The organism is Flavobacterium sp. (assembly GCF_036741995.1).
Classification (GTDB): Bacteria; Bacteroidota; Bacteroidia; order Flavobacteriales; family Flavobacteriaceae; genus Flavobacterium.
Map to the genome: position 1 here is coordinate 47,498 of NZ_DAINRG010000006.1, position 12,520 is coordinate 60,017.

The following is a 12,520-nucleotide window of genomic DNA, read 5'->3' on the forward strand; positions in this document are numbered from 1 at the left end:
TATGACACTTTATCACTTAGTCAGAGAACCCAAAATAAAAAAAGACAAAAACCCTTTACTCCTATTGCTTCACGGATATGGCAGTAACGAAGAAGATTTGTTTTCGTTTGCCAATGAATTACCCGATGAGTATTTCGTGATTTCAGCTCGTGCTCCTTATGATATGATGTATGGTAGCTATGCGTGGTACGCCATCAATTTTGATGCGGATGAAAACAAGTTTTCCGATATTGGACAGGCCAGAGCGTCGCGGGATATCATCGCCAATTTTATTGATGAATTAGTGGCTAATTATCCTATTGATGCGAAAAAAGTAACGCTGATTGGCTTCAGTCAGGGTTGTATTTTGAGTTATGCTGTGGCTTTATCTTACCCGGAAAAAGTGCAACGTGTTGTAGCCATGAGCGGTTATTTAAATACCGAAATCGCTGTGGATGATTTTGCTGAAAATGACTTAAGTACTTTAAGAATCTTTGCCTCGCACGGAACGGTTGACCAGGTAATTCCGGTAGAATGGGCCCGCAAATCCATTCCCGTGATTGAAAAGTTAGGGATTAACATTGTTTATAAAGAATATCCTGTTGGCCACGGCGTAGCACCACAAAACTTCTTTGATTTTAAAAATTGGTTAGCATTATAAAACAAAAAAGGTCTTGAAATTCAAGACCTTTTTTATTATTGTTCGGTATCTGTTTCCGTTACTTTTTTTCCTATTTCACCATCACCGGCAAACTTACTTTCAGCTCCTTTTTTCAAGACATATCCTTTCCAGGGAACCAATTGCCAATCTTTAAAAATCCAAGGCTTCCCTTCAGCGCTTCTTGATAAAACGATTGATGTTGTATCATTAGGCAGGAAAACTTCTGCCTGTTTGGCATCTTCACTAAAAAGTACATAAGCGCTCAGCGTTTCATCTTCATTATCCGGTTTATCCATCGGATTCAATTGAATTCCGGAAAACCCTTTTACGCATTCTTTATTGACTTTTGACCAAATATATCCTGCTGATGCCAAACAACCGTTTTCATCTTTATCGTTAACAACTGTTGAATCTTTGGCGGTTGCGTTAGGTTTTCCAGCTTCCGTTTCCTCTTCCTTTTGATCCGTTAGCTTACAGGAATAAACCGCTAAGACCAATACAAAAAGTGTAATTATTTTTTTCATCTGCTACTAGGTATAAATGGCTAATTTAATTCTTTTGGATATAAATAAGTATCCATGATTTCAAAAGAAATTGTTTGATCATCATTCACAAAATATTTTAGCATCACCTCGCCCCAAAGAACGCCATTACTGTAGTCAGCAATAATCCATCGATGGTTTAAAATCTTTAACTTGTTGATGATAAATTTTTGCTCTCCCATTTTGATTTGACCGGTATAAACATTTCCTTCTTTGCTGTCGTTATAAGCCAACAAAGCTTGTTTTACTTTTTCAGCAAAAGCGGGCAAATCATTTTGATTCAAATAATTCTGCGCCCTGTTATTGTTTTCTAGAGCAAAATAATTCTCATCGTACATTTTATCAGACAAATGCGCAATACTGTCAGTTAGCTTTTTGTTTCTTTCTGTCAATGTCTTTAATTCACTGCCATCTTTGGAGGAAAAATATTTATACGTGAAAATATTCATCAACAAGGCAATGATAAAAAGATAGAGAAATAATGCTTTTTTCATACTGTTATAAAGTAATTTTTAAATTATCATAAGCCAAAAAAACATTCGGCGGTAATCGTTTTTGAACTTCTTCATGAAAACCCAAAAGATGGCTGATATGCGTCAGATAAGCTCTTTCCGGCTGTACCAAATGTATAAAATCTAACGCATCCTGCAAACTAAAATGTGAATGATGTGGTTCCTCGCGCAAGGCATTCACAACCAATACTTTTGCACCTTTGAGTTTTTCAATTTCAGAATTTGCAATAAATTTTACATCCGTTAAATATACAAAATCCTGTATGCGATAACCCAAAACGGGAAGATCCCCATGATTTACATCAATCGGAATGATTTTGGTGGAGCCAATTTCAAAATCTTCATTGTTCTTTACTTCAAATGTTTCCACGCCGGGAGCGCCCGGATATTTGTTTTCGGTTTCAAAAATATAGCCAAATCGAAGGCGCAAGTTCTCTAAAACCCGTAAATGAGCATAAATAGGAATATCCTTTTTTTGACGAAAGAAAAACGGCCGTATATCGTCCAATCCGGCTGTATGATCGGAATGCTCGTGGGTGAAGAGTATGGCATCTAGTTTAGGACAATCCGAGGTCAACATTTGCTGCCTAAAATCAGGGCCGCAATCAATAACGATGGAATTATCATCCCAGGTTATCCAAACCGATACCCGTAACCGCTTGTCTTTCAAATCGGAGCTTTTGCACACAGGATGAGTACTTCCAATCACTGGAATGCCTTGAGATGTTCCGGTACCGAGAAAATAAACTTGCATCATAGCACGGTTTTTGATATAATAATTTTGAAGTCTGACTTTAAAAGGAATTAATTACAAAAATAGACTTAATTATCTTTTTATAAAATAGCTATTTTACTAACTTTGCAAAGTATATAAACTACTATGGACAATATTGTTTCTATTATTAAATTGAAAGGCGATAAAGCCATTGAACAGATTCCTGCTATCAAAGATAAGGCTTTGCGAATAAACCTGAATGAAAACATTTACGGAACGTTTGCAGAAATTGGCGCCGGACAAGAAACCGTAAGACATTTTTTCAGAGCCGGTGGATCTTCGGGAACAATCGCAAAAGCAATGTCGGCTTATGACAAAGATTTTAGTGATGCTATTTATGGAATTGAAGATGATGGTCGTTATGTAACGGAAAGCCGTTTAAAACAAATGCTTACGCATGAAGTGGATTTGATTGAACAGCGTTTAAAAAGAGACAAACATCCTAATAAAATTTTCTTCAGTTATGCCAATACTGTAGCCACTATTGATTTTGCTAAGCAATTCAAAGGTCATGGTTGGGTTGGAATAAAATACCAAGTAGAACCGGATGAAGATTATAATGAAATCACACTGCACATTCGTTTCAAAGAAACCGATGCAAGATTACAACAAGAAACCTTGGGAATATTAGGCGTAAATCTAATTTATGGAGCCTATTACAAGTATAATGATCCTAAAAAATTGTTGCGCTATCTCTACGACCATTTAGATAAAGACCAATTAGAAATTGATACCATTAACTTCTCAGGACCTCGTTTTGCTAATGTTGACAATCGTTTGATGAGTTTGCAATTGGTTAAAAACGGCATGACCGATGCGGTGATGTTTGGCCCTGATGGAAAAAACATACTGCCTGCTTCTATTCTATACAAGAAAAATATCTTAGCACTCCGAGGAAGTTTCCGCCCGGTTACTCAAGTAAATATGGACATGTATGAGAAATCATTAAAAATGTTCCTTGAGGAAAACAAAGTAGAAAAGGACAATGCTTTGGTAATCTTTGAAATCACATTATCAAATCTTCGCTCGGAAGGTGAAATTGACGAAAGAGATTTTATGGACAGAGCCGAATTACTTTGTTCACTTGGACAAACGGTAATGATTTCTAACTTCCAGGAATATTATAAAGTGGTAGAATATTTCTCCAGCTATACCAAAGCGCGTATGGGATTGGCTATGGGAGTGAACAACCTAATTGATATTTTTGACGAAAAATACTATCGCCATTTGAGTGGTGGGATCTTGGAAGCTTTCGGTAAATTATTCTACCGTGATTTAAAAGTATTCCTGTATCCGATGGAAGATGAAAATGGAGAAATCATAAATTCTCAAAACTTAAAAGTACATCCGCGTATGAAAGAATTGTACAAATTCTTCGCCTACAACGGAAAAGTGGTTGACATTACTGATTTTGATAAAGAACACTTGAAAATTTTCTCCAGAGAAGTACTGAAAATGATTAGTTCAGGAACACCAGGTTGGGAAAAATTATTACCCGAAGGTATCGCTGAAATTATTAAGCTTCACCAACTCTTTGGTTACAACCCAAATAATGTGTTACAAAACGCATAAACAAAATAAAAGTAAAAAAGCCAAGAGTACTTCTTGGCTTTTTTGTTTGATACTATTTCAAAATCTGCGCTGCGTGGGCTTTGGTCTTAACATCTGAAATCACTTCATCAATGATCCCTTCCTCGTTGATTACAAATGTGGTTCGGTGAATACCATCATACTCTCTTCCCATAAATTTCTTTGGTCCCCAAACACCAAAAGCATTGATAACCGATTTATCTTCATCAGCCAGTAACGGAAAAGGAAAATCAAACTTAGTTTTGAATTTGGCTTGCGCTTTGGCACTATCAGCACTAACGCCCAGCAAAGCATAGTTGTTAGCTTTAAATCGCTCAAAATTATCTCTCAAATCACAAGCTTCAGCCGTGCATCCGGGTGTGTCAGCTTTGGGATAAAAGAAAACAACCAATTTCTTTCCTTTATAATCTGCAAGTGCATGAAGGTTTCCGTCCTGATCTGTTCCTGAGAATTGAGGTGCTTTATCGCCTTTTTGTAGTGTTGTCATATTTTTGATGTATAAGTTTTATAAATTTACATTCAAATTTAAACTAAAATGACCAAACAAGAACGTGCAACATTTGTTATAAATACGTTAAAAGAATTCTATCCACAAATCCCGATTCCGCTTGACCACAAAGACCCTTATACATTACTGATTGCCGTATTGCTTTCGGCACAATGTACTGATGTTCGCGTCAATCAGATTACACCTTTGCTTTTTGCCAAAGCGGATAACCCGTATGATATGATTAAACTTTCCGTTGAGGAAATTAAGGAAATTATCCGTCCGTGTGGTTTATCGCCGATGAAGTCCAAAGGGATTTTTGGTTTGTCACAAATTTTAATCGAAAAGCACAACGGTCAAGTGCCACAAAGTTTCGAAGCTTTGGAGGAATTACCAGCCGTTGGTCATAAAACAGCCAGTGTAGTAATGTCACAGGCATTCGGAGTTCCGGCCTTTCCCGTAGACACTCATATCCACCGACTAATGTATCGCTGGAATTTAACCAATGGCAAAAATGTACAACAAACTGAAAAAGATGCCAAAGCTATTTTTCCGAGAGCACTGTGGAATGAGTTGCATCTGCAGATTATTTGGTATGGAAGAGAATATTCTCCGGCTCGTGGCTGGGATTTAGAAAAGGATCCGATAACCAAAACCATTGGCAGAAAATCCGTTTTGGATGAATATTATAAAAAAACATCCCGATAAATTATCGGGATGTTTCTTAATTAGCAATAGATTCGAAGTTCATGTTGCCTACTTTGATAATATTCAATGCACAAGAATATTGAAGTATTAAACGTATTGTTTCTTTTTTTGGTAACATTTTTTTAGTTGCTAATTTTCTTTTAGAGTAAAGTTTTGCCATATAAATAATCAAGTTTGATTTTGTTTATATAATAACGCAATATTTTACTTTTTATTGTTTAAGAAGGCAAATAAATTTTATTTTTTTCAATCACTTTTCTCAAATTAGTTATGGCATAACGCATTCTTCCTAGCGAAGTATTAACGCTAACACCAGTGAAATCAGCTATTTCTTTGAAGCTCATGTCTAAAAAATAACGCATCATAATTACTTCTTTTTGGTCATGCGGCAATTCTTCAATGATGTTTTTTAAATCAATTTCTATTTGTTCTTTGATCAAACTTTTTTCGATATTCGGAGAGTTATCAGTAATTCTTGAAAAAATCAATAATTCATCCGTATCGCGATTCAATGGCATTTTTTTATCATTTCTGAATTTGTCAATAATTAAATTACTGGCAATACGCAAAACCCATGACAGAAATTTACCTTCTTCATTATAGTATTTCTTGGTTTTGAGTGTGTGGATTACTTTAAAGAATGTTTCCTGGAAAATATCTTCCGTAACATCTCTATCCGAAACCTTCGAATAGATATAACCGTAAATTTTGGATTGGTGCCTATTAATTAATATTGCCAAAGCGTTTTCATCGCCAGCAATGTACTTGTCTACTAATAGAGCATCAGGAAGTTGGGATTTAGCCATAATATTACCTTTTAGTAAGGGTTAAAAAGAGAGTTTTTAATCTAAAAAGTAATGGTTTGCTATAGGCTAATTTTTATTTGTGAATTATTTATGAACCAAATTTAACATAATTTTAAACAAATAAACAAATTTATTTTCAAAAATTAACAAAATAAGATTCAATGAGTTACCTTACTACTGATAGACTCTGATATAATCGATACTATATTCTTGTGGAAAAATACTGTCATCTACATCATGACCTCCGAAATTTCCTCCAACGGCTACATTCACGATAAAGAAAAATGGCTGATTGAATGGCCAGGTATCTTCATTCTTATCTTTCGGCTGAAAAGTGTATACGGAAACATCATCTACAAAAAACTCGATTTTGTCTTTTGTCCAGTCGATGGCATAAACATGATACCCGTCTTCTATCTTTGGAAAAACTGTTTTCTTGGTATTAATTGTATTTCCGTGACTGGCTTCGGTATGTATGGAAGTGTAAACGGTGTGAGGGTCTCTCCCTACATATTCTAAAATGTCTATTTCACCGCTTTTGGGCCAACCTACTCTGCTGATATTAGAACCTAACATCCAATATGCCGGCCAAATTCCTTTGCCTATTGGCAGTTTAGCTCTGGCTTCCATTCGGCCATATTGAAATTCTTTTTTCCCGGCTGTAGTTATTCTGGTTGAAGTGTACTGATCTCCTTCTTTCTTAATTGTAATAACCAGGTTACCGTCTTTAAGCACTTGATTGGTATTGGTATAAACTTGTTTTTCATTATTTCCCCAACCACAATTGTTTGGGCAACCATTACCCAATTCGAAATTCCAGACCTTTTCATCCAATTGCTTCCCATTGAAATTTTCTTCCCAAACCAATTTGCGTTTTTCCTTTTGCGCTATACAAAAGGCAGAGCTTAACAACAGTAATGCTACAAGTTTTTTCATTTTAAAATATAACTAAGGAATTAATTCAAAAGTACTGTTTAAACGAATATCAGCCGACGAAGAACCAATCATTAGATTAAAATCGCCAGGTTCAGATTTGAACTCAAGCTTTTGATTGTAAAAAGCTAACTTTTGATTGTCAATGACAAACTTAATTGTTTTGGTTTCGCCAGCGGTCAGTTTTATTTTTTGGAAATCTTTCAGTTCCTCAATTGGTCTGACAACGGAACCAAACTTATCCTGAAGATACAATTGAACCACTTCTTCTCCGGCGTATTTACCGGTATTGGTGATATCTAAAGTTACTTGAATTGTTTCATTCGGTTTCATTTTTGATTTGGATAATTTCAAATTTGAATACTCAAAAGTCGTATAACTCAAACCATAACCAAAAGGAAACTTAGGGGTATTAGGCAAATCGATATAAGCTGATTTGTAAATTTTGTCTTCATTAATAGATGGCCTTCCCGTGCTGAAATGATTGTAATAAATCGGAATCTGCCCTTCTTCTCTCGGAAACGACATCGGTAACTTGCCCGAAGGATTGTAATCGCCAAACAACACATCTGCAATGGCATTTCCGGCTTCGGAACCCAACCACCAGGTATAGACTATCGTTGGCATATTATCGGCTGTCCAGTTGAAAATTAATGGTCTTCCAGCATTTATCAAAATCACAATTGGTTTTCCGGTTTTTTGCAGTTCTTTAATCAAATCTTCTTGGATACCAGGCAAATGAATATTGCTGCGGCTTTTGGCTTCACCACTCATATTCCAACGCTCTCCAATGCTTAAAACAACCACATCGGCTTGGTTAGCCACATCAATCGCTTCCTGAAAACCAGCTTTACTTTTGTCTTCTACACCACAACCTTTGGCATAAAGTAATTTAGTTGTTTTGCCTACTTTATTTTCCAGACCTTCCCATTGCGAAACGATGTAAGTCGAATCAACATCCTTTAAATCCACCGCCCAAAAACCGTGATTGGCTCTTTTTAATTTCACCATTGGTCCGATAAAAGCAATCGTTTTGGTTTCTTTCGAAAGTGGTAAAACATGCTGTTCATTTTTAAGCAGTACTATACTTTTTGCTGCCACTTCACGGGCAATTTTGGTATGTTCAGGATTGTTTAATTCTGTTTCTTGTCTTTCTTTATTGCAATATTTGAAAGGATCATCAAACAATCCCAATTCGAATTTCTTTTTAAGAATGCGTTTTACCGCTTCGTCAACAGTAGCTATCGGTACTTTATTTTCTTTGACTAATTGTGCCAAATTATTGCGATACGCGTTGCTTTCCATATCCATGTCATTACCGGCCATGATGGCTTTTTGAGCGGCTTCTTTACCATCCTTACAGTAGCCGTGTGCAATCATTTCGCCAATGGAACCCCAATCGGAGACCACAAACCCCGAGAACTTCCATTTTCCTTTTAAAATGTCGCGCTGAATGTACTTATTTGCCGTGGCCGGAATGCCATTGATATCATTAAACGAATTCATAAAAGTGGCAGCTCCCGCATCAACCGCTGCTTTGAATGGTGGTAAATAAGTTTCCCACAACATTCTGTCACTCAAATCCACTGAGTTGTACTCTCGACCACCAACAGCGAGTCCATAGGCTGCAAAATGTTTGGCACAAGCCATCACCGAATTCAAATCGCCTAGCTTATTCCCTTGGAATCCTTTTACTCGGGCATAAGCAATTTTGGAACCTAAATAAGTATCCTCACCAGCTCCTTCCATCACTCTTCCCCATCTTGGATCGCGTGAAATATCTACCATAGGCGCAAACGTCCAATGAATCCCAGATGCGGCTGCTTCCGTTGCAGCTATTCTTGCCGAAAGTTCCATAGCCGATAAGTCCCAACTGGCAGCTTCGCCCAATGGAATTGGAAAGGTAGTTTTGTGTCCGTGAATCACATCCAGTCCGAATAGCAAAGGAATTTTCAAACGCGATTGCATTGCCAACTCTTGGTATTGCCGAGTGTATTGGTACCCAATGATATTAAGCATGGACCCAATTTTTCCGGCTTTGATTTCTTCTTGTTTGTTAGGATTAATCGTTAACGGACCGGTAATTGTATTGTCACCGGAATACTGATTGAGTTGTCCTATCTTTTCTTCCAAAGTCATCTTTTTCAGCAGAGCATCCACTTTTTGGTCAATTGTTTTTTGCTGAGAAAAGCCTAAAAAAGATGAGGTTAAAAATACTATGGCAATTATATTCTTCATATTCTACTGCTATTTTTTAGTTTGGGGTGTTTTAAATTCAATATAATTGAGGTTGAAATTTCCTTTTTCGAAGTAAATTCTAACCTTGTTTATTCCTTTTTTTAGGGTAATTGTATTTAAGGATACTGTTTTCCATACCGCATTTCCACCGGAGCTTGGAAGTGTAATTTCCGTTGATAACTTATTTCCTTTCTCGTCCGTCAAATACAACTTCCCTCCTGCTGTCTTATTAGAATAACGAATGAGCGCTTCAAATGTTTTAGCCTCTGCCAAATCAAAAGTATACTGCAGCCACTCGCCTGCTTCTATATAACTTACAGCATATCCGTTACTGATTTTATCATTACATTTTTGAATATCAACTCCATCATTTCGCATTTGATTGCCGCTATTCCATTCGGTATGTTTTCCATTGGCTACCCAATAATTAGCCACATCTTTATCAAAATAGGCCTGATTAACTGTTCCTAAATCATATTCCGAAGCAAATACTTTTCCAGGTAATACATGTTTTTTGAATGGCAACGTTTCAGCATTTTGTACTTGACGGAACATGGCATCAATAACGTCGTGCTTTATGATAACATTTTCCAATTTGTAGTTTTCTGCCATTTGCATCAATATAGCTTTGGCTTCTTCAACTGAGGGTTTATCTTTCCCCGTTTTCCAATATTTCAGAAGCTTTTTATACCCTTCGGTTTCTTTTACAGAAGTTACGCCGGCTATATTATCTATTTTTTTCATGGGCCAAAAAGCCCAACCGATATTGTTGGATTCCATTAAACTGATGGCGTCTTTGAACCAAACATTCGAATTTTCGCCACTTTCGCCTAGCCAAATCGGAACATTTTGTTCTTTTCGGTAATCCAGCATTTGTTGGATACTGGCCACATCATTGTAATTCCAATATTTGTGAAAACTCAGCGCTATGTTTTCATCCCAAAGTGGGAACATTCCTTTATAGTTATTGCCCCAGCAGTTGCCTTCAATAACAATCAAATGATTGGGATCAACTTCTCTGATGGCTTTAGTAATTCTGATTTGCAAAGCTCTCAAAGGCTCATTTTTGGTCTCATCGCACCCATTTTGATTGGTACCCGAAAAATTCCAGTTGGGCTCATTGATAATATCATAACCTCCAATCCAGGGTTTGTCTTTGTAATGATTGGCCATTTTTTTCCAAAAGGCAACCATCTTATCCTGATTAACGGTACTTTCCCAAAGCGATGGTTTTGAGGCATCAGCATCCGAAATATTAGCGTCTTTTCCTTGGCCACCCGGTGCAGCATGAAGATCAAGTATCAAATACATCTTATTGGCTTCGCACCAACTTAAAAGATTATCCGTCATTGTGAATCCTTCTTCCAACCAAGTATTTTCACCAGCAGTTGCTTCTTTTTCAATCGGCAAAGTGTATAAATTGTAATGCATTGGTAACCGAATGGAATTGAATCCCCAAGCGGCTAACGAATCTACATCCCGTTTCGTAAGGCCGTTTTTTTTATAAGCTTTATAGAATTCCTCTGCATTTGTCTCACCGATTAAGTCGGTGATTTTTTGTTTGATTTGGTATTGTGGCCCGGCAAAATCAGCGGTTTTGAGCATGTAGCCTTCCTGAACCATTAATCCACCAATGCCAAGACCCCGCAAGAGCACATTATTTCCATTGCCATCAACAATCTTTTGTCCGTCGCGGTGCAAAAAACCTTGACTGTAGGCTGTCATTGATGCTACCAATAAAAAAAGTACACTGCAGCTTTTTATTGGTAACGGTTTGAAAGTTGAACGATTCATTTAGGTAGGTTTGGGTTTGTTAATAAACTAATGTCTGGATGGCATTAGGCAGAATAGTTACTTCGGTAGCGGTGTTTCCGATACATAAGTTGTAAGTGATTTTTAAGTTGCTTTGATTCATAACGACCGTAACCACTTTTCCATCAGGATTGATAAAGGAAGTTGTCAGCAATTGACTTCTACTGGCTGCACTACTAATTCTTTTTGCGCCTTTAGCGATAAATTTTGAGAAATGACCAATAAAATAATACGATGGTGTATAAATTAGTTCTCCGGTTTTAGTATCTCCGTGAATAGGGGCAAAACAGAAATTTTGAACGTGGTTGGGACCACCGTTTTGGTCTAATAAAATATTCCAATCTGTCCAGGCAACCGTTCCGTTATTGAAATCGTTTATCATGGATTTTCCGTAACGCTCTCCGTTTTTCCAGAGTTGGTATTTTTTGGCGTCAAAACTTTCAACACAGCCTTCGGTAAACATTAGACTTTTGGATGGATACATTTCGTTCACTTTGCCTACATTCTCATACATTTGTTCGCTACCGCTCCAGCTTTCATACCAATGAAAACCTATTCCCCAAACGTATTTTGCGGCTTCAGCATCTTCCAAAATAGTATTGGCTCGCTGTAACAACAAATCTCTGTTGTGATCCCAAACTGTAATTTTTTTATCGCCAAGACCTGATTTTTTTAATGTGGGTCCAAGGTAATTTTTAAGAAAATCTCGTTCATCAGCCGCAGAGAAAATACAGGATTCCCAACGTTGTTTAGCCATCGGTTCATTTTGAATGGTTAATCCCCAAACCGGAATACCTTCTTTTTGCAAGGCATTAATATATTTCACATAATAATTAGCCCAAGCCTGGTGATACTCTGGCAACAATTTTCCGCCGTGAAGCATATCATTGTTGTCTTTCATAAAAGCCGGTGGCGACCACGGACTGATATAAAGCGTAGCATCCTTTCCAATGGCAGTCAGAGCTTTTTTGATTAGTGGCAATCTAAATTGTTTGTCGTGATCTATATTGAAGGTTTTCAAATCTTTATCGCCATTTTCGATATACGTATATGTATCCGAACTGAAGTCACAGCTGTTCATGTTGGTACGCAACAAAGTATAACCAATTCCTTTGTCTTTTGAATAATAGGCATTCAGAAACTCTTGTTGTTTCGCCACTGGTAATTGAGCAAATACTTCAGCACTGGCATCTGTTATAGCTCCACCGATGCCTAAAAAAGTTTGATACTTCTTATTAGGATTAACAAAAATGCAGGTTTGTGTTTCCAGCGGTTGTTTTAATTCCTGAAACTGTAAATTATCCGTTTTTGACAAACGCAAATTGGTACTGTCGGCAGAAGTATAGACCGTTACCATCCGGTTTTTAGTGGAAAATGGCAGTGGTTTTGATTTCTTATTTTGCTGAGCGAATCCAGCTAAAGAAAGTATTAAAAATAATATTGTTACTTTTTTCATCTTACATCATGTTTTAATTTC

Annotated in this window: 12 protein-coding genes; 3 read left to right on the forward strand and 9 right to left on the reverse strand. The window is 36.9% G+C overall.

Translation table 11 applies throughout. The features are described from left to right. Position 1 precedes the first annotated feature (1 nt). Positions 2 to 640 carry an alpha/beta hydrolase gene (locus V7D82_RS04070; protein ID WP_333599696.1) on the forward strand — a complete coding sequence of 213 codons (639 nt, stop codon included), beginning with the start codon at positions 2 to 4 and terminating at the stop codon, positions 638 to 640. A gap of 35 nt (positions 641 to 675) precedes the next feature. On the opposite strand, the gene V7D82_RS04075 is transcribed toward V7D82_RS04070, so the two are convergent. Genes V7D82_RS04075 through V7D82_RS04085 form a run of 3 tightly spaced genes read right to left on the reverse strand, consistent with a single transcriptional unit; the run spans position 676 to position 2,448 of the window. Then, positions 676 to 1,164: a hypothetical protein gene (locus V7D82_RS04075; RefSeq protein ID WP_333599697.1), complete on the reverse strand. Its 489-nt coding sequence runs from the start codon at positions 1,162 to 1,164 to the stop codon at positions 676 to 678. Positions 1,165 to 1,184: 20 nt separating this feature from the next. Then, positions 1,185 to 1,676 (reverse strand): hypothetical protein, encoded by a 492-nt coding sequence (locus tag V7D82_RS04080; RefSeq protein WP_333599698.1) that lies wholly within the window; start codon positions 1,674 to 1,676, stop codon positions 1,185 to 1,187. A 4-nt stretch (positions 1,677 to 1,680) separates the two neighbouring features. Further along, positions 1,681 to 2,448 (reverse strand): MBL fold metallo-hydrolase, encoded by a 768-nt coding sequence (locus V7D82_RS04085; RefSeq protein WP_333599721.1) that lies wholly within the window; start codon positions 2,446 to 2,448, stop codon positions 1,681 to 1,683. Positions 2,449 to 2,574: 126 nt separating this feature from the next. On the opposite strand from V7D82_RS04085, the gene V7D82_RS04090 reads away from it, so the two are divergent. Continuing rightward, positions 2,575 to 4,041, forward strand: a complete 1,467-nt coding sequence (locus V7D82_RS04090) for a TonB-dependent receptor (protein ID WP_442902378.1) — start codon at positions 2,575 to 2,577, stop codon at positions 4,039 to 4,041. A 52-nt stretch (positions 4,042 to 4,093) separates the two neighbouring features. Here V7D82_RS04090 and bcp read toward each other — a convergent pair whose 3' ends face one another. After that, on the reverse strand, positions 4,094 to 4,546 hold the full coding sequence (gene bcp, locus V7D82_RS04095; protein ID WP_333599699.1) for a thioredoxin-dependent thiol peroxidase: 453 nt from the start codon (positions 4,544 to 4,546) through the stop codon (positions 4,094 to 4,096). A 48-nt stretch (positions 4,547 to 4,594) separates the two neighbouring features. Here bcp and V7D82_RS04100 point away from each other — a divergent pair, with 48 nt between their 5' ends. After that, positions 4,595 to 5,254 carry an endonuclease III domain-containing protein gene (locus V7D82_RS04100; RefSeq protein WP_333599700.1) on the forward strand — a complete coding sequence of 220 codons (660 nt, stop codon included), beginning with the start codon at positions 4,595 to 4,597 and terminating at the stop codon, positions 5,252 to 5,254. A 218-nt stretch (positions 5,255 to 5,472) separates the two neighbouring features. Here V7D82_RS04100 and V7D82_RS04105 read toward each other — a convergent pair whose 3' ends face one another. From V7D82_RS04105 to V7D82_RS04125, 5 genes are all read right to left on the reverse strand, one after another. Continuing rightward, positions 5,473 to 6,060 (reverse strand): RNA polymerase sigma factor, encoded by a 588-nt coding sequence (locus tag V7D82_RS04105; protein WP_333599701.1) that lies wholly within the window; start codon positions 6,058 to 6,060, stop codon positions 5,473 to 5,475. Between the two features lie 174 nt (positions 6,061 to 6,234). Further along, a complete protein-coding gene (locus V7D82_RS04110) occupies positions 6,235 to 6,996 on the reverse strand; it encodes a glycoside hydrolase family 16 protein (RefSeq protein WP_333599702.1) in 762 nt (253 codons plus the stop codon). A gap of 12 nt (positions 6,997 to 7,008) precedes the next feature. Then, a complete protein-coding gene (gene bglX, locus V7D82_RS04115; protein WP_333599703.1) occupies positions 7,009 to 9,231 on the reverse strand; it encodes a beta-glucosidase BglX in 2,223 nt (740 codons plus the stop codon). Positions 9,232 to 9,240: 9 nt separating this feature from the next. Next, complete coding sequence (locus V7D82_RS04120; RefSeq protein ID WP_333599704.1) at positions 9,241 to 11,025, reverse strand: cellulase family glycosylhydrolase; 1,785 nt, start codon at positions 11,023 to 11,025, stop codon at positions 9,241 to 9,243. Between the two features lie 19 nt (positions 11,026 to 11,044). Then, entirely contained in the window at positions 11,045 to 12,499 is a 1,455-nt protein-coding gene (locus V7D82_RS04125; protein WP_333599705.1) for a glycoside hydrolase family 30 protein, read from the reverse strand. Positions 12,500 to 12,520 lie beyond the last annotated feature (21 nt).

Coding starts and splice junctions, on each gene's coding strand:
- V7D82_RS04070 (WP_333599696.1), top strand. CDS start 2: ATGACACTTTATCACTTAGTCAGAGAACCCAAAATAAAAAAAGACAAA.
- V7D82_RS04075 (WP_333599697.1), bottom strand. CDS start 1,164: ATGAAAAAAATAATTACACTTTTTGTATTGGTCTTAGCGGTTTATTCC.
- V7D82_RS04080 (WP_333599698.1), bottom strand. CDS start 1,676: ATGAAAAAAGCATTATTTCTCTATCTTTTTATCATTGCCTTGTTGATG.
- V7D82_RS04085 (WP_333599721.1), bottom strand. CDS start 2,448: ATGCAAGTTTATTTTCTCGGTACCGGAACATCTCAAGGCATTCCAGTG.
- V7D82_RS04090 (WP_442902378.1), top strand. CDS start 2,575: ATGGACAATATTGTTTCTATTATTAAATTGAAAGGCGATAAAGCCATT.
- bcp (WP_333599699.1), bottom strand. CDS start 4,546: ATGACAACACTACAAAAAGGCGATAAAGCACCTCAATTCTCAGGAACA.
- V7D82_RS04100 (WP_333599700.1), top strand. CDS start 4,595: ATGACCAAACAAGAACGTGCAACATTTGTTATAAATACGTTAAAAGAA.
- V7D82_RS04105 (WP_333599701.1), bottom strand. CDS start 6,060: ATGGCTAAATCCCAACTTCCTGATGCTCTATTAGTAGACAAGTACATT.
- V7D82_RS04110 (WP_333599702.1), bottom strand. CDS start 6,996: ATGAAAAAACTTGTAGCATTACTGTTGTTAAGCTCTGCCTTTTGTATA.
- bglX (WP_333599703.1), bottom strand. CDS start 9,231: ATGAAGAATATAATTGCCATAGTATTTTTAACCTCATCTTTTTTAGGC.
- V7D82_RS04120 (WP_333599704.1), bottom strand. CDS start 11,025: ATGAATCGTTCAACTTTCAAACCGTTACCAATAAAAAGCTGCAGTGTA.
- V7D82_RS04125 (WP_333599705.1), bottom strand. CDS start 12,499: ATGAAAAAAGTAACAATATTATTTTTAATACTTTCTTTAGCTGGATTC.